The organism is Streptomyces sp. NPDC058000 (assembly GCF_042886435.1).
Classification (GTDB): Bacteria; Actinomycetota; Actinomycetes; order Streptomycetales; family Streptomycetaceae; genus Streptomyces.
Genome location: NZ_JBHVQS010000004.1, coordinates 235,045 through 260,722 on the forward strand (window position 1 = coordinate 235,045; position 25,678 = coordinate 260,722).

Consider the following 25,678-nt stretch of genomic DNA (forward strand, 5'->3'; position numbering starts at 1 on the left):
GCCCTCACGACCAGTCCGTCTCCGGAGTGGCCGCCGCCAGTACCGCGCGGGCGCCGGAGCGGATCGGCACGCCGTGCGGTACGCAGACCGTGTCGACGTCGTCCAGGGCGACGAGCCGCCGGAAGGAGGCGAGGGCCCTCGCGCGATCGACGTTGAACGGGCCGAGGAGAGCCCGGATGCCGGCGGGATCGGTGGCGATGGCGTCGCCGGGGAAGAGCAGCCGGCTCTCCGGGAGGTGCAGGGCGATGGCGCCCGGGGTGTGGCCGGGGACGTGCAGTACCCGGACGGGCTCCAGCCAGCCGTCGAGGGCGTCGCCGTCGTGGAGGGCGAGGTCGACCTCGGTGTGGCGCAGTGGCGGGGGCCCGTCGGCGGCGATACCGGCCATCACCCGGCCGTGCAGGGCCCGTTCGGCGGGGGCGCTGAGGTCGGGCCGGGGTTCGGGACGGGTGCCGTCGATGTACGGGACGTCCGGCGCACCGGCCAGGACCCGGGCACCGGTGGCGGCCACGAGGTCGGCGGCGGAGCCCATGTGGTCCACGTGGCAGTGGGTGAGCACGATCTGCCGCAGCGCCTCGGGCCGGCCGCCGAGCTGGGCCACCGCGTCGAGGATCGCGGGGGCCGAGCCGGGGAGGCCGGTGTCGACCGCGGCGTAGCCGTCGTCGGGCAGCGCGACGAGGTACACGTGGCCGACGAGGAACGGGAGCTGCCAGACGTTCGGGGTGATCTGGAGGAGTTTGTCCATGAGCGGGACGCTAGCCGCGGGCGGTCTTCGGACCGGCGCGTCGCGCCGTGGGCGGATTCAGCGGACGACGAAACGGGCGCGCCCGGGACGGAACCCGTCGTGCCCCTGACACGTCCCATCCGCGTCCGACCCGAGGAGGCACGTCATGCAGCACCCCACCCGCCGCACCCGGCCGCGCACCCGTGTGACCGCCCTGGTCGTCTGCCTCGCCGCGGCCGGCGCCGTCGCACTCTCCGGTTGCGGCAAGAACACGCAGACGGTGGGCGCCGCACCGCCGCCGCAGGCCAAGGACGCCTTCGGCCAGCGGGCCGCGCAGATAGTGCGGGACTGGCCGAAGGTCGCCCCCGTCCCCGGCCGGCAGGAGGCACTGCTGCCGCTGGCCGGCGCCGACCACCCCAAGAGCCAGGACGTCCGGGAGCTCACCGTGACCGTCGGCCACAGTGCCTGCGACGCCGGCTACGGCGCCCGCGTCCTGGAGTCCGAGGAGCTGGTCGTGGTGTCCGGGTGGGGCAAGAAGAAGAACCCCGAGGGGATGTGCACCGAGCAGTTGGCCACCGACAGGACGAAGGTGCGACTGGGCGGCCCGCTGGCGGGCCGGAAGGTGGTGGACGCGGCCACCGGCAAGCAGTTGCTGAAGGGCTGAGCGCGGTGCCGGTGGGCCGCGACCCGGGCGGCGGACGGCCGCGGGTTCCCCTTGGAGTGCGCCGCACGCCCTAGGCTCGCGTCCATGAGCCCTTCCATCGCCACCACCACCCGTGTCGACCTGTCCGAGCTGCTGGAGTTCGTCCGCCCCCGACACCACGCGATCCTGCTCACCCGCCGTTCCGACGGCACCCCGCAGGGTTCGCCGCTGACCTGCGGGGTGGACGACTCCGGTCGGCTGGTGATGTCGACGTACCCGGAGCGGGCCAAGGTCCGCAATGTCCGCCGGGTTTCGTCGGTCAGTGTGCTCGTGCTGTCCGACGAGTGGACCGGCCCGTGGGTGCAGGTCGACGGCGAGGCCGAGGTGGTCGACGCCCCGGACTCCATCGAGCCGCTGGTCGAGTACTACCGCAACATCGCCGGTGAGCACCCGGACTGGGACGAGTACCGCGCCGCGATGCGCAAGCAGGGCAAGTCCCTGATCCGGGTGACGCCGCGGCGCTGGGGCCCGATCGCAACCGGCGGCTTCCCGGCCCGTCTGGTGGCGGGCGACGGCGCCTGACGGGCCGGAAGCGGCCGGGCCGGGCGTCAACGGGTGGTGTGGGCACCGCCGTTGACGTTCAGCACCTGGCCGGTGACGTGCCGGGCCGCCGGTGACGCCAGGAAGGCGACCGCTCCGGTGATGTCGTCCAGGGTGCCGGGGCGGCCGGTGGCGGTGGCCGCGATCAGGCGCTCCCGGCGCTCGCCGGCGAGCTTGTCGCGGAAGAACTCGGTGCCGGCGATGTAGCCGGGCGAGACCACGTTGGCGGTGATCCCGCGGGGGCCGAGGGTCCGGGCCAGTTCGATGTTCCAGGAGGCGAGCCCGGCCTTGGCCGCCCCGTAGGAGCCGGAGCCCTGGTCGGCGGCGATGGACCCGATGTGGACCACCGCGGCGCCGGCCGCCAGTCGGTCCTCCAGGGCGCGGGTGGTCAGCGCGGCGCTGAGCAGGTTGGCGTCGAGGTTGGCGCGGAAGTCCCGGGCGTAGGAGGCCAGGTCGGTGGCGCCGTCGGCGTCGAAGTCGGTTTGGCCACCGGCGTTGTTGACCAGGACGTCGAGGCGCTCGGGGAGTTCGCCGGCGAGCCGGAGGAGCGCCGCGGGGTCGGTGTGGTCGCAGACCAGGCCGGTCACCCCGGCGAGGGCGTCCACGCTCTCCTTGAGCGGTCCGGGGCGTCGGCCGGTGATGACGACGTGGTCGCCGTGGCCCGCGAAGTGCTCGGCGAGGGCGCGTCCGATGCCGGTACCGCCGCCGGTGATCAGGATGGTGCGTGCCATATGCTGGGCTCCGTCCGTAATTTTTAGGTCTAAATACACAGCTCGCGACGCCCTTCATTCAGGGCTAAATTTAGACCTGAACATAACACTTCCAGGAGGTCCGGTGACAAGCGGTGCCGAGGCACGGGACGACCACGGCCACCCGACGGCCCGTCCCTCCGCCTACCCCGTGGAGGAGATCGCCGCCGCCTGGCGGCGTGAGCGCCCCGGCACGCCGGTCTCCTCCATCGGGATCGTCACGCCCATCTGGCGACTGGCCAAACTGCTGGGCGACGACCGGCGCCGGGTGCTGAACCGCGCCGGGATGGACCCGGCCACCCTCGACCTGCTGAGCGTGCTGCGCCGCGGCGGCCCGCCGTACACCCTGAGCACCCGGGAGTTGAGCCGGCGCTCCATGATCACCGCCGGGGCTATCTCCCAGCGGGTGGCCCGCGCCGAACGCGACGGCCTGGTCACCCGCCGACCCGGCGAGGGCCGCCCGCGCACCGTCCTGGTCGAACTGACCCTGGCCGGCCACCACCTCGTCGAGTCCACCGTCGACCAAGTACTGGGCCGCGAGGCCGAGTTGATCGATGCGCTCACCCCCGAGCAGCAGGAGCAGCTGGCCGGGCTGTTGCGGACCCTCCTCCAGGACGTCCAGCACCGCCTGGGCGACGACCGGATCACCCAGGTCGGCGAGGACTGACCTCCGTCCGCTCGCGCGTCGGCGGCGCCGCCGGAGTGGGCGTCAGCACCTCGTCGGGCAGCCCCAACCGACTCCGGAAGGCGGCCCGCCCGGCCTCGGTGACCGCGAGGATCCGACTGGCCGGGGCCCTGATGACCCAACGGTGCTCCCGCGCGTGCCGGTACAGGGCGGCCCCGACCGCGCCGGAGAGGTGCTGGCGGCGCGAGGTCCAGTCGAGGCAGGTGCGCACGTGCGCCCGATGGGCCGGCGAGTGACCGGCTTCCGGGATGCCCAGGTCGGCCAGCCACGTGACGCCGGCGGCGGTCAGCTCCAGCCCGTACTCCCGTACCAGCAGGCCGCGTTCGGTCATCGCCTCGGCGATGGCCACCCCCAGGGCCCCGGCGATGTGGTCGTAGCAGGTGCGGGCGTGGTGCAGGGCCCGCCGGTGGTTGGCCTCGGCCAGCGAACGGATCCGCACCTGGCGGTAGGGGGCGAGTCCGGCGAGGTTCTCCAGGATCTCGGCGGTGTCCGGTCCGGCCAGTCTGAGGTAGCGCCGTCGGCCCTGCCGCTCCTCGGCCAGCAGACCGCCGGCGACCAGGAGGTTGAGGTGCTCGGTCGCGGTGGACGGCGCCACCCCGGCGTACTCGGCCAGTTCGCCGGCGGTCCAGGTGCCGCCGTCGAGCAGGGCGATGCAGATGGCGGCGCGGGTTCGGTCCGCGAGCAGCGCCGCGAGGGCGGCCAGATCGGGAGTTTCCGCAGTGCTTTCGTGATCGGCGTCCCATCGAATCATGTGCAGAGCGTAATCACATATAACACTTCGGTGAGCACCGAAACATCCGGCTTCTATCCTCAGGAGCATGAAATCCGCGCTGGAGAAGAACAGTTCGGTCGTGCCGGCGCTGCTGTCCACAGAGAACGACGACGGGACGTTCGTGCTGGTCACGCTGCAGATCCGGTGGGACCTCGGCCCGGTGGTGAGCGTCTGGCTGCCCGCCCGGGGGCGCACCGCGCAGAACCTCGCGGTACGCCCCGACGTTGTCTTCAATCTGCCGCCCCAGGGGACAGCGGCACAGGAAGGGACGGGCGGCGGGCCCGAGGGGGAGGTGCCGTGGACGGAGCCCTCCGAGCTGGTCCGGCCGCCCCGACTGACGCACTGCCCGGTGCAGTTGGAGGCCCGCCGGGTCGGTGAGCGGACGATGACCGACGGCGCCTGGACCCAGATCGAGGCGCAGGTGCTGCGGGTGCACGCGGACCCGCGCTGGGTACTGCCGCTGGGCGACGGCACCCTCGACGCGTCGGCCTGGCGCGCGCCGGTGCACGACTTCCGGCCACCGGCCGCTCCCCCGCCACCGGTCGTACCCGCGCCCGCCCGGGAACTCGCCCGGCAGTTGGGACGGCGCTTCCCCGCCCAGCGGGACTGCTAGGGCCGGGGACGACCGGGGCCGCAGGGCCCGGAAAGACAGTGCGGCGCCTGCCCTCCGGTCGGGGGAGGGGACAGGCGCCGCTGTACGGGGGCCGGGCTCTCACCCGGTCCCCGTGCCTCCGTACGACGCTGTACGGGACATCAGGGGACGGACGTTCACACCGTCAGGGCGCGGTCCGTCGGCTTGATCGGGGCCGGCAGGGCGCTGGCTCCGGTGAGGAAGCGGTCCACACCGCGGGCGGCGGACCGGCCCTCGGCGATGGCCCACACGATCAACGACTGGCCGCGGCCGGCGTCCCCGGCGACGTAGACGCCGGGGACGTTGGTGGCGTAGTCCGCGTCGCGGGCGACGTTGCCGCGTGCGTCCAGCTCCAGCCCGAACTGCTCGACCAGGCCGTTCTGCTGGTCGGTGCCGGTGAACCCCATCGCGAGGGTGACCAGCTGGGCCGGGATCTTCCGCTCGGTGCCCGGCTTCTGCTCCAGCTTGCCGTCCTTGAACTCCACCTCGATCAGGTGCAGCCACTGGACGTTGCCGTCCTCGTCGCCCTCGAAGTGGGTGGTGGAGACGGAGTAGACCCGCTCACCGCCCTCCTCGTGCGCGGAGGTGACCTTGTAGAGCATCGGGAAGGTCGGCCAGGGCTGGCCCGCGTTCCGCTCCTCGCCCGGCTTGGGCATGATCTCCAGCTGGGTCACCGAGAGGGCGCCCTGGCGGTGGGCGGTGCCGACGCAGTCCGCGCCGGTGTCGCCGCCGCCGATGACGACCACGTGCTTGCCCTCGGCGGTGATCGGGGCGACGGTCAGGTCACCCTCCTGCACCTTGTTGGCGAGCGGCAGGTACTCCATCGCGAAGTGGACGCCGTTCAACTCGCGGCCGGGCACCGGCAGATCACGGGAGGTGGTGGCGCCGGCGGCGATGACCACCGCGTCGTAGCGCTTGCGCAGCTTCTTGGCGTCGATGTCCCGGCCGATCTCCACCTCCGTACGGAACTTGGTGCCCTCCGCGCGCATCTGCTCGATGCGGCGGTTGATGTGCCGCTTCTCCATCTTGAACTCGGGGATGCCGTAGCGGAGCAGGCCGCCGATGCGGTCCGCGCGCTCGTACACCGCCACCGTGTGGCCGGCCCGGGTCAGCTGCTGGGCGGCGGCCAGACCGGCCGGTCCTGAGCCGATGACGGCGACCGTCTTCCCGGAGAGCCGCTCGGGCGCCTGCGGGGTGACGTCACCGTTGTCCCACGCCTGGTCGATGATGGAGACCTCGACGTTCTTGATGGAGACCGGCTGCTGGTTGATGCCCAGCACGCAGGCCGCCTCGCAGGGCGCGGGGCACAGTCGACCGGTGAACTCCGGGAAGTTGTTGGTCGCGTGCAGCCGCTCGCTGGCCGCGGTCCAGTCCTCGCGGTAGGCGTAGTCGTTCCACTCGGGGATGAGGTTTCCGAGCGGACAGCCGTTGTGGCAGAACGGGATGCCGCAGTCCATGCAGCGCGACGCCTGCTTGGTGATGATCGGCAGCAGGGAGCCGGGCTGGTAGACCTCGTTCCAGTCCTTGACGCGCTCCTCGACGGGGCGGGTCTTGGCGTGCTCTCGCTCGTGGGTCAGGAAGCCCTTGGGGTCAGCCATTGGTCGCCGCCTCCATCATCTTCTCGTCGGTCTCGGACTCGGAGAGCCCGGCCTGCTCGGCGGCTTCCTTGGCGGCGAGCACTGCCTGGTACGTGGGCGGGATGACCTTGCTGAAGCGCGCGGCCGCGGCATCCCAGTCAGCGAGGAGCTTCTCGGCCACGGTCGAGCCGGTCTCCTCCTGGTGGCGGCGCACCACGTCGTGCAGCCACTGCTTGTCGTTCGTGTCCAACGGGGCGACCGCGTCGGCCAGTTCCTTGTTGACGTTGGCCGGGTCCAGGTCGATGACGTAGGCGTAGCCGCCGGACATGCCGGCCGCGAAGTTGCGGCCGGTCCGGCCCAGGACCACCGCGTTGCCGCCGGTCATGTACTCGCAGCCGTGGTCGCCGACGCCCTCGGAGACCACCGTGGCACCGGAGTTGCGGACGCAGAACCGTTCGCCGACCCGGCCGCGCAGGAACAACTCGCCGCCGGTGGCGCCGTAGGCGAGGGTGTTGCCGGCGATGGTGGAGTACTCGGCGAGGTGGTCGGCACCGCGGTCCGGGCGGACGATGATCCGGCCGCCGGACAGGCCCTTGCCGACGTAGTCGTTGGCGTCGCCCTCCAGGCGGAGGGTGACGCCGCGCGGCAGGAACGCGCCGAACGACTGGCCGGCCGAGCCGGTGAAGGTGAGGTCGATGGTGTCGTCGGGCAGGCCCGCGCCGCCGAACTTCTTGGTGACCTCGTGGCCGAGCATGGTGCCGACGGTCCGGTTGATGTTGCGGATCGCGACCTGGGCGCGGACCGGCTGGGCGGCCTCGGCGGTGTCCGCGGCCAGCGCGTCGGCGGCGAGCCTGATCAGCTCGTTGTCCAGCGCCTTCGCCAGGCCGTGGTCCTGGACGGTGACCTGGTGACGGACCGCGCCCTCGGCCAGGTCGGGGACGTGCAGCAGCGGGGCGAGGTCCAGGCCCTGGGCCTTCCAGTGGTCCACCGCCCGGGCGACGTTGAGGACCTCGGCGTGACCGATGGCCTCGTCCAGGGTGCGGAAGCCCAGCTCGGCGAGGAGCTCGCGGACCTCCTCGGCGATGAACTCGAAGAAGTTGACGACGAACTCGGCCTTGCCGCTGAACCGCTCGCGCAGCACCGGGTTCTGGGTGGCGATGCCGACCGGGCAGGTGTCCAGGTGGCAGACGCGCATCATCACGCAGCCGGAGACCACCAGCGGGGCGGTGGCGAAGCCGAACTCCTCGGCGCCCAGCAGAGCGGCGATGACCACGTCGCGGCCGGTCTTGAGCTGACCGTCGGTCTGCACCACGATCCGGTCCCGCAGGCCGTTGAGCAGCAGGGTCTGCTGGGTCTCGGCCAGGCCCAGCTCCCAGGGACCGCCCGCGTGCTTCAGGGAGGTGAGCGGGGAGGCGCCCGTACCGCCGTCGTGGCCGGAGATCAGGACCACGTCCGCGTGCGCCTTGGAGACGCCCGCGGCGACCGTGCCGACGCCGACCTCGGAGACCAGCTTCACGTGGATGCGGGCGGCCGGGTTGGCGTTCTTCAGGTCGTGGATGAGCTGGGCGAGGTCCTCGATGGAGTAGATGTCGTGGTGCGGCGGCGGCGAGATCAGGCCGACGCCCGGGGTGGAGTGCCGGGTCTTGGCGACCCACGGGTAGACCTTGTGGCCGGGCAGCTGGCCGCCCTCGCCGGGCTTGGCGCCCTGGGCCATCTTGATCTGGATGTCGTCGGCGTTGACCAGGTACTCGGAGGTCACACCGAAGCGGCCGGACGCCACCTGCTTGATGCTGGAGCGGCGCGCCGGGTCGTACAGGCGATCCGGGTCCTCACCGCCCTCGCCGGTGTTGGACTTGGCCCCGAGCTGGTTCATGGCGATGGCGAGGGTCTCGTGGGCCTCGCGGGAGATCGAGCCGTAGGACATCGCGCCGGTGGAGAACCGCTTGACGATCTCGGAAGCCGGCTCGACCTCGTCCAGGGAGATGGCCTGGCGGCCGGAGGCGAAGGAGAACAGGCCGCGCAGCGTCATCAGCCGCTCCGCCTGCTCATTCACCCGTCCGGTGTACTGCTTGAAGATGTCGTAGCGGCGCGCACGGGTGGCGTGCTGGAGCCGGAAGACGGTGTCCGGGTCGAAGAGGTGCGGTTCGCCCTCGCGACGCCACTGGTACTCGCCGCCGATCTCCAGGGCGCGGTGGGTGGCGGCGATGCCGGAGGCCGGGTACGCCTTGGCGTGCCGGGCCGCGACCTCCTGGGCGATGACGTCCAGGCCGGCGCCGCCGATCTTGGTGGCGGTGCCGTGGAAGTACTTCGCGACGAATTCCTCGTCCAGGCCGATCGCCTCGAAGACCTGCGCGCCACGGTAGGAGGCGACGGTGGAGATGCCCATCTTGGACATCACCTTCAGGACGCCCTTGCCGAGCGCCTTGATCAGGTTCTTGAGGGCGGTGTCGGTCTCCACACCGGGCAGGAAGGTACCGGCCCGGACCAGGTCCTCGACGGACTCCATCGCCAGGTACGGGTTGACCGCGGCGGCGCCGAAGCCGATCAGCAGCGCGACGTGGTGCACCTCGCGGACGTCGCCGGCCTCGACCAGCAGCCCGACCTGGGTGCGGGTCTTGGTGGCGATGAGGTGGTGGTGGACCGCGGCGGTCAGCAGCAGCGACGGGATCGGCGCGTGCTCGGCGTCCGAGTGGCGGTCGGAGAGCACGACCAGCCGGGCGCCGTCGGCGATGGCGGCGTCGGCCTCGGCGCAGATCTCCTCGATCCGGGCGGCCAGCGACGCGCCGCCGCCGGAGACCCGGTAGAGGCCGGAGAGGGTCACGGCCTTCATGCCGGGCATGTCGCCGTCGGCGTTGATGTGGACGAGCTTGGCCAGTTCGTCGTTGTCGATGACCGGGAACGGCAGGGTCACGCTGCGACAGGAGCTCGCGGTGGGCGTGAGGAGGTTGCCCTGGGGGCCGAGGGAGGAGATCAGGGAGGTGACCAGCTCCTCCCGGATGGCGTCCAGCGGCGGGTTGGTGACCTGCGCGAACAGCTGGGTGAAGTAGTCGAAGAGCAGCCGGGGGCGCTCGGACAGCGCGGCGATCGGCGAGTCGGTGCCCATCGAGCCGATCGGCTCGGCGCCAGCCTTGGCCATCGGGGCGAGGATGACCCGGAGCTCTTCCTCGGTGTAGCCGAAGGTCTGCTGGCGGCGGGTGACCGAGGCGTGGGTGTGCACGATGTGCTCGCGCTCGGGGAGGTCGGCCAGATCGATCAGGCCGGCTTCCAGCCACTCCTGGTAGGGGTGCTCGGCGGCGAGCTCCGCCTTGACCTCGTCGTCCTCGATGATGCGGTGCTCGGCGGTGTCGACGAGGAACATCCGGCCGGGCTGGAGGCGGCCCTTGCGGACGACCTTGGACGGGTCGATGTCCAGGACGCCGACCTCGGAGGAGAGCACGACCAGGCCGTCGTCGGTGACCCAGTAGCGGCCCGGGCGCAGACCGTTGCGGTCCAGGACCGCGCCGACCTGGACGCCGTCGGTGAAGGTGACGCAGGCCGGGCCGTCCCAGGGCTCCATCATCGTGGAGTGGTACTGGTAGAAGGCCCGCCGGGCCGGGTCCATGGCGGGGGCGTTCTCCCACGCCTCGGGGACCATCATCAGCACCGCGTGCGGCAGCGAGCGCCCGCCTAGGTGGAGCAGCTCCAGGACCTCGTCGAACGAGGCGGAGTCGGAGGCGTCCGGGGTGCAGACCGGGAAGAGCCGCGCGAGGTCCTCGAACCCCTCGCCGCCGAGCAGCTGCGAGGCCAGCTGGGACTCGCGGGCGCGCATCCAGTTGCGGTTGCCCTTGACCGTGTTGATCTCGCCGTTGTGCGCGACGAAGCGGTACGGGTGGGCGAGCGGCCAGCTCGGGAAGGTGTTGGTCGAGAACCGCGAGTGGACCAGGGCGATGGCGGTGGCGAACCGGCGGTCGGACAGGTCCGGGAAGAAGGGCTCCAGCTGGCCGGTGGTCAGCATGCCCTTGTAGACGAGGGTCCGGGCGGACAGCGAGGGGAAGTAGACCCCGGCCTCCCGCTCGGCGCGCTTGCGCAGCGCGAACGCCTTGCGGTCCAGCGCCAGCCCGGTGTTCTTCCCGTCGGCGACGAACAGCTGGGAGAAGGCCGGCATGGTGGCGCGGGCACCGTTGCCCAGGAGCTGCGGGGCGACCGGGACGACCCGCCAGCCGAGGACCGTGAGGCCCTCCTCGCCGGCGATCGTCTCGATCGTCGAGACGGCCTGGGCCGCTTCGTGGGCGTCGGACGGCAGGAAGGCGATGCCGACGGCGTAGGAGCCGGCCTCGGGGAGCTCGAAGGTGACGTTCTCGCGCAGGAACGCGTCCGGGACCTGGAGCAGGATGCCCGCACCGTCGCCCGAGTCGGGCTCGGAGCCGGTGGCACCGCGGTGCTCCAGGTTCGTCAGCACGGTCAGGGCCTGTTCGACCAGGGCGTGACTGGCCTCGCCGGTGAGCGTGGCCACGAAGCCGACGCCGCAGGCGTCGTGCTCGTTGCGCGGGTCGTACATGCCCTGCTGGGCGGGGCGGCCGTCCATAGGCGACCAAGCGGCGGCGGCGCTGCTGGTGGTCGCGGAGTGCGTGGACGCGAAGCGCATCGGCTCTCCCAACGTCGTCGTGGCATAGACATTGCCGAGGGACGACGTTGGCCCTCCGCGAAATTTCGTGCAGGTTACAGGATGGCTCGCTTCTCAAAAAGCGAAAGACGCCTTCCAACATGCGGACACCGCGCCGGCGGTGAGGCGGAATTTCTGAGAATTGCGGACGGAAACGAGCCGCCCTCTGCGGCGGCGTTCGGCGAGCGACATTGCCCGCGACGCCAGGGCCTTATGCCCGGTCGTCAACAAACCGAAACCGCTGGGTAACGCGGCCATGATGCGGTCACCCGATTGGGACGTCAACCCATCACCGTCCCGAACAGCGCGCCGAGGGCGTACGTCACGCCCGCCGCAGCGCCGCCCAGAGCCAGCTGACGCAGTCCGCTGAACCACCACGAACGCGCCGTCACGCGCGCCACCACCGCACCGCAACCGAAGAGTCCGAGCAGCGCCAACAGCACCGCCGGCCAGAGCGCACTGCCCCCCAACAGGTAAGGAAGAAGAGGCAGAAGCGCGCCCAATGCAAAGGATCCGAAGGAAGAAACCGCCGCAACCATCGGAGAAGGAAGGTCCGACGGATCGATGCCCAATTCCTCGCGGGCGTGGATTTCCAGCGCCTGCTCGGGGTCGCGGGAGAGCTGTTCGGCGACCTGCCGGGCGAGCTCCGGCTCCACCCCGCGGGACTCGTAGAGGGCCGCCAGCTCCGCCTGCTCGTCCTGCGGGTGCTTGCGCAATTGGGCCCGCTCGACGTCCAGCTCCGCGACCACCAGTTCACGCTGCGAAGCCACCGAGGTGTACTCCCCCGCGGCCATCGAGAACGCCCCGGCCGCCAGCCCCGCCAGACCGGTGATCACGATCGTCTGCTGCGAGACCGCACCGCCGGCCACGCCCGTCATCAGGGCGAGGTTGGACACCAGGCCGTCCATCGCGCCGAAGACGGCGGGGCGCAGCCAGCCACCGTTCACATCGCGGTGGGTGTGGTTGTCGCGGTGCGCCACGTGCGTCGGTGCGGCCGCGTCCATGATCTCCATGACCGACATATCTGGACCTGCTCCCTGCTCTGCGAGGCGTGGGCCGACGGCGGCGCTTCCCCCTCCAACACCTCGAAGCTATGCGCGAATTACCCTCCTCCGCTAGCAAGGAAGGCCGAACTTACCTCGCTGACCTGCGGTTTTATCGAGAAGACGCCCTTGTGATCCGGATCACAAGGGATTCTCGTGGCCCCCGGGCGCCGCTCGGGGCGGTCGACCGGGTGACCCTGCCGCCCCGGACAGGACAGCCGGCCCGCCGCGGGGGACGGATACCGCGCCGGACAGCTGCGCGCGGACCCCGCCGCCCGCCCCGGCACCACCGGCCCCCGCGAAAGGACGCCCCGCAGATGACGGACGCCGCCACCGCCACCACGACACCCCCGGACCCGGAACCGCCGGCCCCGGCACGGCCCCTGACGCCGCACGACAACGGTCCGGAACCAGGACCGGCCGCCCCGCCGCCCGAGGTCGCCCCCCTGGAGGACCGGGCGACCGGTGCGCTCGTCGGGGCCGCGGTCGGCGACGCCCTCGGCGGTCCGGCCGAGGGCCTGACGCCGGAACAGATCGTGGCCCGGCACGGCGGCCGGATCGAGGGCATCGTCGGGCCGTTCCACACGGACTGGCGCACCGCCAGACCCCTTACGCCGTACCACAAGGGCGACGGCCATATCACCGACGACACCCTGATGACCCATGCGCTGGTCCGCGTCTACGAGACGGTCCGCGACCACCTCGACGCCTACGACATCGCCGACCACCTCGTCCCGGACCTGATCGGCACGCCCCGCTGGATCCCCGAACTGGAGGCCGAGGCGCTGCCGTTGCAGCGGATCTTCCTCGCCGAGAAGTGGATCGTGGCGCGGCTGCACTACGGTCACGCCGATCCGCGCGAGGCCGGCGTCGGAAACATCGTCAACTCCGGTGCGGCGATGTACATGACGCCGGTCGGCATCGTCAACGCCGGTGATCCGGACCGGGCTTACGCCGAGGCACTGGACATCTCCGCTGCCCACCAGTCGTCTTACGGGCGCGAGGCGGCCGGGGTGTTCGCCGCCGCGGTGGCCGCCGCGTTCCTGCCGGACGCCACCCCGGCCTCGGTCGCCGGACATGCGCTGCGCCTGGCGAAGGACGGCACCCGGGCCGCGATCGAAGCGGTCTGCGACGTCGCCGCGCCGCACACCGACTACGAGTCCGCCCTCGTCCCGCTGCGGGCCGCGGTCACCCCGTTCGACACCGTCGGCCCGGACCACCGCCAACCGTCGCTGGGCGCCCGCCGGCCCTCCCGACTGCACGCCGTCGAGGAACTGCCCATCGCGCTGGGCATGCTGCTGGTCGCCGACGGTGACTACCGGGCCACCGTGCTCGGCGCGGTCAACTACGGGCGCGACTGCGCCGCCACCGCCACGATGGCAGGTGCGCTCGCCGGCGCCCTTACCGGCGCGGCGGCGGTGCCCGCCGCGTGGCACACCGAGGTCGCCCGGGCGAGCCGGCTCGACCTGCACGCCCCGGCCGCCGCACTGGCCGCCGTCACCCGCGAGGTGTTCGCCCGCGACCAGGCCCGCCACCTGCGCCACGAGCAGGCGTTCGGCACCATCGCGACGCGGGCCACGATGGCCGAGGCCAGCGGTCGGTGACGGCACGGCGGCGCACGCCCCTGGCGGCGGGGGCACCAGGAACGACGGAGCGCCGGGCGGTCCCGGTGTGAGCGGGTCCGCCCGGCGCTCCGGTCGGATGGTGGGCCGGCGGTGGCGTCAGGACGTGGCGCCGCCCGGGCCTCCGGCGGCCTTGGCGGAGCCGGACGCGGAGGCGTCGGTGCGCTCGGCGCCGTCCGCGTCCCCGCCGTCCTTCTTCCGGTCCTTCTTCCCGTCGGCCCCGTCCGGCGCGCCATCGGCGTCCTCGGACCCCTCGACGGTCTTGGCGCCCTTGGCGCTCTCCGTGCCCTCGGTGTCGTCCTGGGCGCCCTCGGCGAGCTGCCACTCCGGCTCGACGATCTCCTCGCGGCCCGGGGCCTTCTTCGCGGAGACGATCATGTAGATGACGGCCAGGATGAAGACGATCAGCGAGGTCCAGTCGTTCAGCCGCAGGCCGAGGATGTGGTGCGCCTCGTCGACGCGCATGTACTCGATCCAGGCACGGCCCGCGCAGTAGGCGGCGACGTAGAGCGCGAAGACCCGGCCGTGGCCGAGGCGGAAGCGCTTGTCCGCCCAGATCACCAGCGCCGCGACGCCCAGGCACCACAGGGACTCGTAGAGGAACGTCGGGTGGTAGGTACCGCCGATGCGGCCGATGGCCGGGTCCGGGTCGATCTTGAGCGCCCACGGGAGATCGGTCGGCTTGCCGTACAGCTCCTGGTTGAACCAGTTGCCCCAGCGGCCGATCGCCTGCCCGATCGCGAGGCCCGGCGCCAGCGCGTCGGCGTAGGCCGGCATCGGGATGCCACGGCGGCGGCAGCCGATCCAGGCACCGAGCGCACCCAGCGCGACCGCGCCCCAGATGCCGAGGCCGCCCTGCCAGACCTTGAAGGCGTCGAGCGGGTGGCCGTTCTTGCCGAAGTACGGCTCGTACGTCGTGATGACGTGGTAGAGGCGCCCGCCGACCAGGCCGAAGGGCACCGCCCACACGGCGATGTCGGCGACGGTGCCGGAGCGGCCACCGCGCTGCACCCAGCGCCGGTTGCCGAGCCAGACGCCGACGAATACGCCGATGATGATGCAGAACGCGTAGCCACGCAGCGGGATCGGGCCGAGATAGACGACACCGGTCGACGGGCTGGGAATGAATGCGAGGTCCATGGCAGGACCGACGCTACCGCGCCGGGCCGGGTTGACGACAACCCGCCCGGCAACGGCTGCGTAACGACCCCGCCGGCCCCGCGGCCCGTACCGCGGGGCCGGGCGGATCAGCCCTGGCCGGGCGGCTGCTTGCCCTTGTTGGCGGCGAGGACCATCTTCTTGAGCTCGGCGGGGGTGACCTGGCCGCCCTTGACCTGGGCGAGGTCCTTGCCGTTCAGCAGGACCGTCGGGGTGCCGCGGAACCCGCCGCTGGCGAAGGCCGCGTTGGACTTGCGCACGAAATCCTCGTACCGCCCCTCCTGGACGCACTTGGTGAACGCGTCCGACACCAGGCCGTTGACCTTCCCGGCCAACTGGATCAGGTACTTCTTGTCGCTGAAGCGGTCCTGCTGCTCGGGCGGCTGGTGGGAGTAGAGGACGTCGTGGTACTCGCGGAACTTCCCGGCGTCCTGGGCGCACAGGGCGGCGTTGGCGGCGGTCAGCGAGCCGGTGCCACCGGCGTTGCCGTCGATGAGGGTGGCGAGGTGGTACTCGGTCTTGAGCTGGCCGGAGTCCTGGAGCTCGTGGATCACCGCGCGGAAGCCGGTCTCGAACTGCTGGCAGGCCGGGCAGCGGAAGTCCTCCCAGACAACGAGGGTGGAGCGGGCGCCGGCCGCGCCCACCGGGACGGCGGGCTTGACGCCGTCGCTGGCCTGCTTGGGGAGGGCGAAGGCGGTATCGGAGGTGCTGCCGGATCCGCCGCCGGAGGACACCCACACGGCGACCCCGCCGGCTACCGCGAGCGCCGCCACCACCGCGCCGCCGACGACGGCCTGGCGGATCCGCCGGGTGCGCGTCTTCTCTTTGGTGCGCTGTGCCTGCAGCCGCTCGCGGGCGCTGCTGATTCCGTCATGGTTCTGGCCGTCATGGTTCTTCTGGTTCACGCCCGTGGACAACGAGGCGGAGGGGCGCGGCCGCACCCCTCCGCTCCGAGGTTCGCTCTATCGGACGAACGGCCCGGGTCAGTCCCGGGGCGCGCCGCCCCGGCGCACGCCCTCGCCCAGTTGGCCGGCGAGGGTGCGGACCGCGGCCAGTCCGGCGTCAAGGTCGCCGTCCGCCGCCAGCAGGCACTTGACGAACGCCGAGCCGACGATCACACCGTCGGCGAACCGGGCCACCTCGCCGGCCTGCTCGGGGTTGGAGACCCCGAGCCCGACGCAGACCGGCAGTTCGGTCGTGGCGCGGGTGCGGGCCACCAGGTCCTCGGCCTCCCGGCCGACGGACTCGCGGGTGCCGGTGACGCCCATCAGGGAGGCGGCGTAGACGAAGCCGCTGCCGGCCGCGGTGATCTTGGCCAGTCGCTCGTCCCGGCTGCTCGGCGCGACCACGAAGACGGTGGCCAGACCGTGCTGCTCGGCGGCCTTCCGCCAGACCTCGGACTCCTCGACCGGGAGGTCCGGCAGGATGCAGCCGGCACCGCCCGCCTCGGCGAGGTCGGCGGCGAACCGCTCGACGCCGTAGCGGTCGACCGGGTTCCAGTACGTCATGCAGAGCACCGGTGCCCCGGTGGCGGCGTGCACCTCGCGGACCGTGCGGAGCACGTCGACGATCTTGATGCCGGCGCGCAGTGCGATGTCGTCGGCGGTCTGGATCACCGGGCCGTCCAGGACCGGGTCGCTGTGCGGCAGCCCGACCTCGACGATGTCGCAGCCGCCGTCCAGCATCTCGGTCATCGCCCGGATGCCGCCCTCGACGGTGGGGAAGCCGGCCGGGAGGTAGCCGACCAGCGCCGCCCGGTCCTCCGCACGGGCCTGTGCCAGGACGGACGTCAGTAGTTCGATGTTGCCCGCGTTGCCCGCCATCACTTGTCCCCCTCGCCGGTCCGGCTGTCGTTGTCGTAGAGCCCGAAGTAACGGGCGGCGGTGTCCATGTCCTTGTCGCCGCGCCCGGAGAGGTTCACCAGCAGCAGGCCGTCGGGGCCCAGCTCCCGGCCGACCTCCAGGGCGCCGGCCAGCGCGTGGGCGCTCTCGATGGCCGGGATGATGCCCTCGGTCCGCGACAGCAGCCGCAGGGCCTGCATCGCCGCGTCGTCGGTCACCGCGCGGTACTCGGCGCGGCCGACGTCCTTGAGGTAGGCGTGCTCGGGGCCGATGCCCGGGTAGTCCAGGCCGGCCGAGATCGAGTACGGCTCGGTGATCTGGCCGTCCTCGTCCTGGAGGACGTAGGAGCGGGAGCCGTGCAGGATGCCGGGGGTGCCCTCGGTGAGGGTGGCGGCGTGCTCGCCGGTCTCGATGCCGTGGCCGCCCGGCTCGCAGCCGATCAGGCGGACGTCGGTGTCGGGCAGGAAGGCGTGGAAGAGGCCGATGGCGTTGGAGCCGCCGCCGACGCAGGCGACGGCGGCGTCCGGCAGCCGGCCGGCGCGCTGAAGGATCTGGCGGCGGGCCTCGACCCCGATGACCCGGTGGAAGTCGCGGACCAGGGCCGGGAAGGGGTGGGGGCCGGCGACCGTGCCGAAGAGGTAGTGGGTGCGGTCGACGTTGGCGACCCAGTCGCGGAACGCCTCGTTGATGGCGTCCTTGAGGGTGCGGCTGCCGGACTTCACGGCGATGACCTCGGCGCCGAGCATCCGCATCCGGGCCACGTTGAGGGCCTGCCGCTGGGTGTCGATCTCGCCCATGTAGATGGTGCATTCGAGGCCGAAGAGCGCGCAGGCGGTGGCGGTGGCGACGCCGTGCTGGCCGGCGCCGGTCTCGGCGATGACCCGGGTCTTGCCCATGCGCTTGGTGAGCAGCGCCTGACCCAGCACGTTGTTGATCTTGTGCGAGCCGGTGTGGTTGAGGTCCTCGCGCTTGAGGAACACCCGGGCCCCGCCGGCGTGTTCGGCGAACCGCGACACCTCGGTGAGGGCGCTGGGCCGCCCGGTGTAGTTGACCATCAGGTCGTCGAGCTCGGCGGCGAAGGCCGGGTCCGTCTTGGCCTTCTCGTACTCGGCGGCGACCTCGTCCACCGCGGCGACCAGCGCCTCGGGGATGAACTTGCCACCGAAGGCGCCGAAGTAGCCCTCGGCGCTGGGCACTTGACCTTCCGGGTCGGGAAGGAAGAAACGGGAACTGTCGGAGGACATCTGAGCACTCCTCGACCGGGGCGTACCGCCCCGGAGGTCCGGTATGTCGGGATGACGTGACGACTGCTGCGCGCAGTGGTGTGCCGTCGCTACGGGGACGGACGCGTCAGCGCGCGGTCCCCGAACGCCATCGCATCCCGTTGATCTGACCCGGTTCGGAGCCGATGTGGTACCGGACCCGGCGCCCCCGGACCCGCCGGGCGGGGGCCCGGCAGCCGCGGTGCCACGAGGGCAGCGCGGAGCGCTTGGCCTCGGGGCGGCGGGGAACGGCGGTCATGTCGGTGTGCCTATGTCCTTCGGTCGTCCGCGCTCAGTCCCGGCCGTGCCGGATCGCCGGGTGGGAGCCCGCCGCGACCAGGTCCGCGACCGCGGTCCTGGGGTCCTTGCCGGTGACCAGCGACTCGCCCACCAGGACGGCGTCGGCACCGTCGTTGGCGTACGCGATCAGGTCGTGCGGGCCGCGCACGCCGGACTCGGCGACCTTGACGATGTGGTCGGGGATCTCCGGGGCGACCCGGGTGAAGGTGCCCCGGTCGACCTCCAGGGTCTTGAGGTTGCGGGCGTTGACCCCGATGATCCGGGCGCCGGCGTCCACCGCGCGGGCGACCTCTTCCTCGTCGTGCGCCTCGACCAGTGGCGTGAGCCCGATCGACTCGGCCCGCTCGATCAGCGAGACCAGAGCCTCCTGCTCCAGCGCGGCGACGATCAGCAGCGCGAGGTCGGCGCCGTAGGCCCGGGCCTCCCACAGCTGGTAGGCGGTGACGATGAAGTCCTTGCGCAGGACCGGGATGTCGACCTTGGCGCGGACCGCCTCCAGATCGGCGAGCGAGCCGCCGAACCGGCGCTGCTCGGTGAGCACGGAGATCACCGCGGCGCCGCCCGCCTCGTAGTCGGCGGCCAGGCCCGCGGGGTCGGCGATCGCGGCCAGCGCGCCCTTGGAGGGGCTGGAGCGCTTGACCTCGCAGATCACCCGGACGCCCTCGCCCTTCAGGGCGGCGACACCGTCCTTGGCGGGGCGCGCCTTGCGGGCCCGCTCCTTGAGCTCGTCGAGGCTGACGCGCGCCTGCCGCTCGGCGAGGTCGGCGCGGACTCCTTCGATGATCTCATCGAGCACGCTCACGCGAGCGGCCTCCTTCTTGAACGGTGGAGGTGGACAGTGAACCTGTGGGACAGACCACTGTCCCCGTCGGTTCTCCGATGGTATCCGCCAGCGGGGGCAGGTCCCGCATCCGGTTGACTCCGGTCCCACAACCTGGACAGCTCCGGGATTCGCGGTGGTTTGCGCCGTGACGGGTGCCGGCACCCAGGCGTGCTGCGGATCACGGGCGCAGTCCGGCGCCGAAGGGGAGGTTGCGGACGACCGTGAAGGCCAGCAGCAGCCCGCCCAGCGCCCACCAGTGGGCCGGCCGGGGCCGTGGGCCCGCGGTGGGCAGGCCGCGGGCCGCCCGGGTCAGCCAGACCAGCCAGAGCAGAGCGAACGCGGCGTAGCCGGCCACCGCGGGGGCGTTGGCGCCCAGCGCCGTGACGAGGTCGCCGTGCGCGACGGCGTGCGCGCTGCGCAGCCCGCCGCAGGCCGGACAGAGCAGACCGGTGAGGTGCAGCAGGGGGCAGACCGGGTAGTGGCCCGGTTCGTTCGGGTCGACGGCGCCGACCCAGGTGAAGGCGGCGGCGGCCGCCGCCAGGGTGCCGACCGGCGCCGCGAGGCGGCGCAGCGGACGACCGGGCCGGGAACCGTCCGGCCGTAGCGGGACCACGGGATCGCTCACGGTGCCGATGGTGCTACCGGAAGCGGGAAGGCGCAGCTTCTCGGCCGCCGTACGGGGCGGGAAGCGGCGCCTTCGGGTTCCCGCCGAGCGGGGCTCAGCCCTCCTGCGGCTGGGCCTTGGCCTGCGGGGCGGGCTTGGCGGAGCGCTTGGGCTCCTGGCCCAGGCCGGCCGCGCGCATCAGGCCACCCACGACGGCACCGGCGCCGATCAGCACCATGCCCGCCCAGAAGCCGGCCACGTTGGCCATCACCATGAAGACACCGGCCACACAGAAGCCGATGAACGCGATGATGACGCCGGTCCAGGCGGCGGGGGTGTGTCCGTGGCCACTGCTCGACATGGAGTACTCCTCGTTGCTCTGTCGCGCCGGGGTCCGGGCGCGGGAATGTCGTCGTCCATTGTCACCGATGCCGGACGGAACCCTTTTACCGGGTGGGGTCCTCGCCGCGGTCCAGGGACTTCCAGATCTCCTCGGGACGGTCCAGGTCCGGCGCCGCCGGGGCGCGCCGCGGGCCGCGGGCGCCGTCGGGGGTGCGCTCGTACCGGCCGGACATCGCGGGCCAGGAGCGGCCGAACACCAGGGCCAGCACCCCGGCGAGGAGCAGCAGCAGACCGCCGGCGGCGGCCACCCAGGGCCAGACGGTGTGGGTGACGTGATGCACATCGGCGCCTGCCAGGCCGACCGCGTCGGCGGCCTTCTCGCGCAGCGCCGAGGTGTCGGCGTTGCCGAGCGCGGCGGCGGCGGTGACGCCCAGCCCGCTGAGGGCCAGCAGCGCGGCGACCACGATCCGGCCGACCCGGCGGACCGCGAAGACCGCGACCAGGGCGGCCAGGCCGACCACCGCCAGCGCACCGGGCACCCCGGTCACGTCGGCGCCGGTCACGGTGCGTGGCAGCTCGCCCTGGGCGAGCACCGCGGTGCCCTGGGCCCAGGTGCGGCCGGAGGCCAGCAGCGCCAGGCTCGCGCCGGCGGCGCCGAGCAACAGCGCCAGGGCGAGGGAGCGCTTGGCGCTGCGCGCGGGCCGGGCCGGGGTCGCGGCCGGCTCGGCGTCGGTACGGGGCTGGGGTGCGGCACTCACGCGTACCACTATCGCCCACCGGCCCGGGTGAGCCGGCGGGCGGGGGTGCAACGGCTCATTTCCCCAGGTGGTTGGCGGTGTGGACGGCGCGGAGGACGGCCGCGGCCTTGTTGCGGCACTCGGTGTCCTCGGCGACCGGGTCGGAATCGGCGACGATTCCGGCGCCGGCCTGGACGTACGCGGTGCCGTCCCGCAGCAGGGCGGTGCGGATGGCGATGGCGGTGTCGGAGTCGCCGGCGAAGTCCAGGTAGCCCACGCAGCCGCCGTAGAGGCCGCGCCGGGTCGGCTCCAGCTCCTCGATGATCTGCAGGGCGCGCGGCTTGGGTGCGCCGGAGAGGGTGCCGGCGGGGAAGCAGGCGGTGAGCACGTCGAAGGCGGTGTGGTCGGCGGCGACCGTGCCGGTGACCGTGGAGACGATGTGCATGACGTGGCTGTAGCGCTCGACGGACATGAAGTCGACCACCTCGACGCTGCCCGGCTCGCAGACCCGGCCCAGGTCGTTGCGGCCCAGGTCCACCAGCATCAGGTGCTCGGCTCGCTCCTTGGGGTCGGCCATCAGCTCGTCGGCGAGCGCCTGGTCCTCCTGGACGGTCGCGCCGCGCGGGCGGGTGCCGGCGATCGGGTGCACCATGGCCCGGCCGCCCTCGACCTTGACCAGCGCCTCGGGGCTGGAGCCGACCACGTCGAAGGCGCGACCGTCCTCGCCCTCGAAGCGGAAGAGGTACATGTAGGGGCTGGGGTTGGTGGCCCGCAGCACCCGGTAGACGTCCAAGGCGCTGGCCGTGCAGGGGGTTTCGAACCGCTGTGAGGGCACCACCTGGAACGCCTCGCCGGCCCGGATGCGCTCCTTGACGTCCTCGACGGCGGCCATGAACGCCTCGCCGCCCCACTTGCCGGTGTACGGGGGCACGGCGGACGGCGGGAGCGCGGCGGCGCTCGCGGGCGCGGGGCGGGCCAGGTCGTCGGCCATGGCGTCCAGGCGGGCCACCGCGTCCGCGTACGCCTCGTCGACGCCGGTCTCCAGGTCGTTGTGGTTGATCGCGTTGGCGATCAGCAGCACCGTGCCGCTCCAGTGGTCCAGGACCGCGAGGTCGGAGGTGAGCAGCATGGTCAGCTCGGGCAGGCCGAGGTCGTCGGTGGTGTGGTCACCGACCTTCTCCAGGCGGCGCACGATGTCGTAGCCGAGGTAGCCGACCATGCCGCCGGTGAACGGGGGCAGTCCCTCGCCCTCGATGAGGTCGCGGGGAGTGTGGAGCGTCTCGACGGTGGCGCGCAGCGCGGCGAGGGGGTCACCGTCGGTGGGGACGCCGACCGGTGGGGTGCCGAGCCAGTGCGCCTGCCCGTCGCGGGTGGTGAGCGTCGCGGCGCTGCGGACGCCGATGAACGAGTACCGCGACCACGTACGGCCTCCCCCACTGCTGGACGCGTGGGCGGTGCCCCCATCGGCGGATTCGAGGAGGAAGGTGCCGGGGCGCTCGGCGGTGAGCTTGCGGTAGAGGCCGACCGGGGTGTCGCCGTCCGCCAGGAGGCGCCGGGTGACGGGGATGACCCGTCGGTCCTTGGCGAGCGTGCGGAAGGTGTCGAGGTCCGGTGCGGCGGTGCCGGTGGTTCCCGTGGTCATGGCAGCGGAGCCTACTGGTCGGCGGAGGGGGCGCCGGCCAGTACGTCGGCGTCGAAGCAGGTGCGGGCTCCGGTGTGGCAGGCGGCGCCGACCTGGTCGACCTTGACCAGGACGGTGTCGGCGTCGCAGTCCAGGGCGACGGACTTGACGTACTGGAAGTGACCGGAGGTGTCGCCCTTGACCCAGTATTCCTGGCGGCTGCGGGACCAGTACGTGCAGCGGCCGGTGGTGAGGGTGCGGTGCAGCGCCTCGTCGTCCATCCAGCCGAGCATCAGCACCTCGCCGGTGTCGTACTGCTGGGCGATGGCCGGGACGAGGCCGTCGGCGCCGCGCTTGAGGCGGGCGGCGATGGCGGGATCCAGGGCGGGGGAAGCAGGGCCGGGGGCGGCGGGGGAAGCAGGGCCGGGGGTGGCGGGGGAAGCAGGGCCGGGGGCGGCTGAGCGGGGGTCGGTGACGTGGCTGCTGGTCATGGGGCCATTGTGCCGTGCGGCATCCTGCTGGGATGGATCAGCAGCCCCCGGACGCAGGCGCCGGCGCCACCGGAGCGCCCGGCGCAGGCACCGGCTCCACTGGAGCGGCTAGCGCCGCGCCCTTCACCACCGCACCCCTCACCACCGCACCCCTCACCACCGCGCCCTTCACCACTGCACCCCTCACCGCCGCGCCCCCCGCTGCGCCGCCGCCGGACCCGGACCGGACGGCGAAGGTCGCGGTGCGGGTGCTGGCGGCGGTGTTCGTGGCGGCGCTGGTGGCCGCCGTGGCGGTGGCGGTGGTCGTGCTGCGGTATTGACGGCGGAGCGCGCTGAACGGGCCCGCGCCGTGGCAGGGTCCGCGGGGCGGTCGTAGGCTGGCCGTATGTCGACCCATGCGAAGCGTGAACGGCTCCTTCTGGCCGACTTGTTGGAGAGCGCGGGCCCCGAGGCGCCGACGCTGTGCGACGGCTGGACGACGCGGGATCTCGCCGCGCACGTGGTGGTGCGCGAGCGGCGCGCCGACGCGTCCGCGGGGATCGTGGTGAAGCCGCTGGCGGCGCGGCTTTCGCGGGTGCAGGCGGAGTTCGCGGCGAAGCCCTACGGGGAGCTGATCGAACTGATCCGGAGCGGACCGCCGAAGATGTCGCCGTTCGCACTCAAGCAGATCGACGAGGCGTCGAACACCGTCGAGTTCTATGTGCACGCCGAGGACGTACGGCGGGCCCAGCCGGACTGGGCGCGGCGCGAGTTGGACCCGGTCTTCGAGGACGCGCTGTGGGCGCGGCTGGAGCGGGCGGCCCGGGTGCTGGGCCGGAAGGCGCCGGTGGGGGTGGTGCTGCGGCGGCCGGACGGCCAGACCGCGGTGGCCCATCGGGGCACTCCGGTGGTGACGGTCACCGGTGAGCCGGGCGAGCTGACGATGTTCGCCTTCGGCCGGCTGGAGGCCGCGGACGTGCAGTTGGACGGGGACGAGGACGCCGTGGCGAAGCTGCGGGAGGCGCAGCTCGGGGTCTGACCGGGGCGCGCCGGGGGGTGTCCCCCGGCGCGCCGTTCCTCCTCAGGACGCGCCGCCGGCCAGGTGTTCCCGCAGGATGCGGTCCAGTTCGCGGGCGGCGCGCGGCGGTGAGACGTCGCCGCGGTGCGCGACGGAGACCACGCGGTGCATACCGGGGGTGGCGAACGGGGTGATGCGCAGGCCGGAGCGTTCGGCGACCATGCTGGGGACGACGGCGATGCCGAGCCCGGCCCTGACGAAGCCGAGGACCGCGTCCATTTCGCCGCCCTCGACGGTGAAGGTCGGTTCGAAGCCGGCCGCGCGGCAGGCGGCGGTGGTGAATTCCCGCAGGTCGTAGCCGCGGCGGAACATCGCAAGGGGGCGGCCGCGGAGGTCCTCGACGCGGATCCGGGTACGCCGGCCGGTCATCGGTGCCGGGCGGCCGGGGGCGGAGACCACCACCAGTTCCTCGCGCAGCAGCTCCGCGGTGGCCAGTGCCGGGGCCTGGCCGGGCAGCGGCGTGATGATCAGCGCCAGGTCCAGTTCGCCGTCGGCCAGGGCCCGGACGAGGTCCTGCGAGCCGTCCTCGGTGACGATCAGGTCGACGCCCGGGTAGGTGGCGTGGAAGGCGCTCAGCACGTCGGGGACGAGGCTGGCGCAGAGGCTGGGCGGGGCGCCGAGGCGGAGCCGGCCGCGGCGCAGCTGCGCGACCTCCTGGACCTCGCGGCGGGCGGTCTCGGTGTCGGCGAGGATCCGGCGGGCCAGGGGTAGCAGGGTCTCGCCGGCGTCGGTGAGGGTGATGTGGCCGCGGGCGCGGTGGAAGAGTTCGGCGCCCAACTCCCGTTCCAGGGCGCGGATCTGCTGGGAGAGGGAGGGTTGGGCGACGTGTTCGCGTTCGGCGGCGCGGGTGAAGTGGCGGGTGTCGGCCACGGCCGTGAAGTAGCGGAGCTGCTGCAGCTGCATGAGGGGAATATAAGGCAACGATAGGGCCAGCCTATGGAGATCAGCTGGACCATGTCTTGGACTGATGGCGAACGCGTCCCTACCGTCGGGACTCATGGCACTGGCAACACGGACGGACCAACAGCCTCCGCACAAGAACCGCGCGCGACAGCGCCCCGTGGGGGGTGGCGGTCGGGCGACGGGTGGGCGCACGCTCTGGGACTCCACCATCGGCAAGAAGGCAGTGATGGCCGTCAGCGGCCTGATCATGCTCGGCTATCTCGTCGTCCACATGTTCGGCAACCTGAAGATCTTCTTCGGGCCCGGCACCTTCAACGAGTACGCGCACTGGCTGCGCACCCTCGGCGAGCCGTTCATGCACTACGAGTGGACGCTCTGGGTGGTCCGCGTGGTCCTGGTGGCCGCCGTCGTCGCGCACGCCACCGCCGCGTACCAGCTCAGCCGCCGCGACATCAGGGCCCGCCCGGCCAAGTACGTGCACAAGAAGCCCCGGGCGAGCTACGCGACCCGCACCATGCGGTGGGGCGGGATCATCCTCGGCCTGTTCATCGTCTGGCACGTCCTGGACCTGACCACCGGCACCGTGCACACCGGCGGCTTCCAGCCGGGCCACCCCTACCAGAACGTCGTGGACACCTTCTCCACCTGGTACGGCAACGTCATCTACCTCGTGGCGATGCTCGCACTGGGCCTGCACGTCCGGCACGGCTTCTGGAGCGCCGCACAGACCCTCGGCGCCGGCAGCCGGAACCGCGACCGCCTCCTCAAGACCCTGGCCAACCTGCTCGCGCTGGTACTGACCGTGGGCTTCATCGCCGTCCCCGTCGGCGTCATGACCGGATTGGTGAGCTGAC

General features: G+C 72.5%; 26 protein-coding genes. 8 read left to right on the top strand and 18 right to left on the bottom strand.

Going from position 1 to position 25,678, the window contains the following annotated elements; genetic code table 11:
* Positions 1-4 precede the first annotated feature (4 nt).
* Positions 5-742: an MBL fold metallo-hydrolase gene (locus ACFVT2_RS07145; RefSeq protein ID WP_390013124.1), complete on the bottom strand. Its 738-nt coding sequence runs from the start codon at positions 740-742 to the stop codon at positions 5-7.
* A 145-nt stretch (positions 743-887) separates the two neighbouring features.
* Here ACFVT2_RS07145 and ACFVT2_RS07150 point away from each other — a divergent pair, with 145 nt between their 5' ends.
* Together ACFVT2_RS07150 and ACFVT2_RS07155 are read left to right on the top strand one after the other, a co-directional pair.
* Positions 888-1,385, top strand: coding sequence for a hypothetical protein (locus ACFVT2_RS07150; protein ID WP_390013126.1), 498 nt, complete (start codon positions 888-890; stop codon positions 1,383-1,385).
* Positions 1,386-1,469: 84 nt separating this feature from the next.
* Positions 1,470-1,946 carry a PPOX class F420-dependent oxidoreductase gene (locus ACFVT2_RS07155; protein ID WP_390013128.1) on the top strand — a complete coding sequence of 159 codons (477 nt, stop codon included), beginning with the start codon at positions 1,470-1,472 and terminating at the stop codon, positions 1,944-1,946.
* Positions 1,947-1,972: 26 nt separating this feature from the next.
* On the opposite strand, the gene ACFVT2_RS07160 is transcribed toward ACFVT2_RS07155, so the two are convergent.
* The gene (locus tag ACFVT2_RS07160; protein ID WP_390013130.1) at positions 1,973-2,695 is read right to left on the bottom strand and encodes an SDR family NAD(P)-dependent oxidoreductase; all 723 of its coding nucleotides are present in this window, start codon (positions 2,693-2,695) and stop codon (positions 1,973-1,975) included.
* A 103-nt stretch (positions 2,696-2,798) separates the two neighbouring features.
* On the opposite strand from ACFVT2_RS07160, the gene ACFVT2_RS07165 reads away from it, so the two are divergent.
* Complete coding sequence (locus ACFVT2_RS07165) at positions 2,799-3,380, top strand: MarR family winged helix-turn-helix transcriptional regulator (RefSeq protein WP_390013132.1); 582 nt, start codon at positions 2,799-2,801, stop codon at positions 3,378-3,380.
* Here the strand turns inward: ACFVT2_RS07165 and ACFVT2_RS07170 are convergent.
* On the bottom strand, positions 3,358-4,149 hold the full coding sequence (locus tag ACFVT2_RS07170) for an ArsR/SmtB family transcription factor (protein WP_390013134.1): 792 nt from the start codon (positions 4,147-4,149) through the stop codon (positions 3,358-3,360). The two genes, ACFVT2_RS07165 and ACFVT2_RS07170, sit on opposite strands and share 23 nt — an antisense overlap.
* 67 nt (positions 4,150-4,216) lie before the next feature.
* Here ACFVT2_RS07170 and ACFVT2_RS07175 point away from each other — a divergent pair, with 67 nt between their 5' ends.
* A complete protein-coding gene (locus ACFVT2_RS07175) occupies positions 4,217-4,783 on the top strand; it encodes a hypothetical protein (RefSeq protein ID WP_390013136.1) in 567 nt (188 codons plus the stop codon).
* Positions 4,784-4,938: 155 nt separating this feature from the next.
* On the opposite strand, the gene ACFVT2_RS07180 is transcribed toward ACFVT2_RS07175, so the two are convergent.
* From ACFVT2_RS07180 to ACFVT2_RS07190, 3 genes are all read right to left on the bottom strand, one after another.
* Entirely contained in the window at positions 4,939-6,399 is a 1,461-nt protein-coding gene (locus ACFVT2_RS07180; protein WP_390013138.1) for a glutamate synthase subunit beta, read from the bottom strand.
* On the bottom strand, positions 6,392-11,002 hold the full coding sequence (gene gltB, locus ACFVT2_RS07185) for a glutamate synthase large subunit (RefSeq protein ID WP_390013140.1): 4,611 nt from the start codon (positions 11,000-11,002) through the stop codon (positions 6,392-6,394). Before gltB ends, ACFVT2_RS07180 begins: the two co-directional genes overlap by 8 nt.
* Before the next feature lie 299 nt (positions 11,003-11,301).
* Positions 11,302-12,033: a VIT1/CCC1 transporter family protein gene (locus tag ACFVT2_RS07190; protein WP_390013219.1), complete on the bottom strand. Its 732-nt coding sequence runs from the start codon at positions 12,031-12,033 to the stop codon at positions 11,302-11,304.
* Positions 12,034-12,380: 347 nt separating this feature from the next.
* Here ACFVT2_RS07190 and ACFVT2_RS07195 point away from each other — a divergent pair, with 347 nt between their 5' ends.
* Positions 12,381-13,667: an ADP-ribosylglycohydrolase family protein gene (locus tag ACFVT2_RS07195; RefSeq protein WP_390013142.1), complete on the top strand. Its 1,287-nt coding sequence runs from the start codon at positions 12,381-12,383 to the stop codon at positions 13,665-13,667.
* A 117-nt stretch (positions 13,668-13,784) separates the two neighbouring features.
* Here the strand turns inward: ACFVT2_RS07195 and lgt are convergent, their stop codons facing one another.
* From lgt to hisI, 11 genes are all read right to left on the bottom strand, one after another.
* The gene (gene lgt, locus ACFVT2_RS07200; protein ID WP_390013144.1) at positions 13,785-14,825 is read right to left on the bottom strand and encodes a prolipoprotein diacylglyceryl transferase; all 1,041 of its coding nucleotides are present in this window, start codon (positions 14,823-14,825) and stop codon (positions 13,785-13,787) included.
* A gap of 107 nt (positions 14,826-14,932) precedes the next feature.
* Entirely contained in the window at positions 14,933-15,748 is an 816-nt protein-coding gene (locus ACFVT2_RS07205; RefSeq protein ID WP_390013146.1) for a DsbA family protein, read from the bottom strand.
* Between the two features lie 78 nt (positions 15,749-15,826).
* Entirely contained in the window at positions 15,827-16,666 is an 840-nt protein-coding gene (gene trpA, locus ACFVT2_RS07210; RefSeq protein WP_390013148.1) for a tryptophan synthase subunit alpha, read from the bottom strand.
* A complete protein-coding gene (gene trpB, locus ACFVT2_RS07215) occupies positions 16,666-17,928 on the bottom strand; it encodes a tryptophan synthase subunit beta (protein WP_390013150.1) in 1,263 nt (420 codons plus the stop codon). Before trpB ends, trpA begins: the two co-directional genes overlap by 1 nt.
* Before the next feature lie 106 nt (positions 17,929-18,034).
* A complete protein-coding gene (gene trpM / locus ACFVT2_RS07220; RefSeq protein WP_390013152.1) occupies positions 18,035-18,205 on the bottom strand; it encodes a tryptophan biosynthesis modulator TrpM in 171 nt (56 codons plus the stop codon).
* A 33-nt stretch (positions 18,206-18,238) separates the two neighbouring features.
* A complete protein-coding gene (trpC, locus tag ACFVT2_RS07225) occupies positions 18,239-19,048 on the bottom strand; it encodes an indole-3-glycerol phosphate synthase TrpC (RefSeq protein ID WP_390013154.1) in 810 nt (269 codons plus the stop codon).
* Between the two features lie 199 nt (positions 19,049-19,247).
* A complete protein-coding gene (locus tag ACFVT2_RS07230; RefSeq protein ID WP_390013156.1) occupies positions 19,248-19,694 on the bottom strand; it encodes a DUF2752 domain-containing protein in 447 nt (148 codons plus the stop codon).
* 94 nt (positions 19,695-19,788) lie between these two features.
* The gene (locus ACFVT2_RS07235; RefSeq protein WP_390013158.1) at positions 19,789-20,034 is read right to left on the bottom strand and encodes an HGxxPAAW family protein; all 246 of its coding nucleotides are present in this window, start codon (positions 20,032-20,034) and stop codon (positions 19,789-19,791) included.
* Between the two features lie 85 nt (positions 20,035-20,119).
* Positions 20,120-20,773: a TIGR02234 family membrane protein gene (locus ACFVT2_RS07240; RefSeq protein WP_390013160.1), complete on the bottom strand. Its 654-nt coding sequence runs from the start codon at positions 20,771-20,773 to the stop codon at positions 20,120-20,122.
* Between the two features lie 55 nt (positions 20,774-20,828).
* Positions 20,829-22,394 carry an anthranilate synthase component I gene (locus ACFVT2_RS07245; protein ID WP_390013162.1) on the bottom strand — a complete coding sequence of 522 codons (1,566 nt, stop codon included), beginning with the start codon at positions 22,392-22,394 and terminating at the stop codon, positions 20,829-20,831.
* A gap of 11 nt (positions 22,395-22,405) precedes the next feature.
* The gene (hisI, locus tag ACFVT2_RS07250; protein ID WP_390013164.1) at positions 22,406-22,864 is read right to left on the bottom strand and encodes a phosphoribosyl-AMP cyclohydrolase; all 459 of its coding nucleotides are present in this window, start codon (positions 22,862-22,864) and stop codon (positions 22,406-22,408) included.
* A 32-nt stretch (positions 22,865-22,896) separates the two neighbouring features.
* Between hisI and ACFVT2_RS07255 the strand changes: the two genes are divergently transcribed.
* Positions 22,897-23,184 carry a hypothetical protein gene (locus ACFVT2_RS07255; RefSeq protein ID WP_390013165.1) on the top strand — a complete coding sequence of 96 codons (288 nt, stop codon included), beginning with the start codon at positions 22,897-22,899 and terminating at the stop codon, positions 23,182-23,184.
* A 65-nt stretch (positions 23,185-23,249) separates the two neighbouring features.
* Positions 23,250-23,882 carry a TIGR03085 family metal-binding protein gene (locus ACFVT2_RS07260; protein ID WP_390013167.1) on the top strand — a complete coding sequence of 211 codons (633 nt, stop codon included), beginning with the start codon at positions 23,250-23,252 and terminating at the stop codon, positions 23,880-23,882.
* A gap of 42 nt (positions 23,883-23,924) precedes the next feature.
* Here the strand turns inward: ACFVT2_RS07260 and ACFVT2_RS07265 are convergent, their stop codons facing one another.
* Positions 23,925-24,824, bottom strand: a complete 900-nt coding sequence (locus ACFVT2_RS07265) for a LysR family transcriptional regulator (RefSeq protein ID WP_390013169.1) — start codon at positions 24,822-24,824, stop codon at positions 23,925-23,927.
* A gap of 226 nt (positions 24,825-25,050) precedes the next feature.
* Between ACFVT2_RS07265 and ACFVT2_RS07270 the strand changes: the two genes are divergently transcribed.
* Entirely contained in the window at positions 25,051-25,677 is a 627-nt protein-coding gene (locus ACFVT2_RS07270; protein ID WP_390013221.1) for a succinate dehydrogenase, read from the top strand.
* Position 25,678 lies beyond the last annotated feature (1 nt).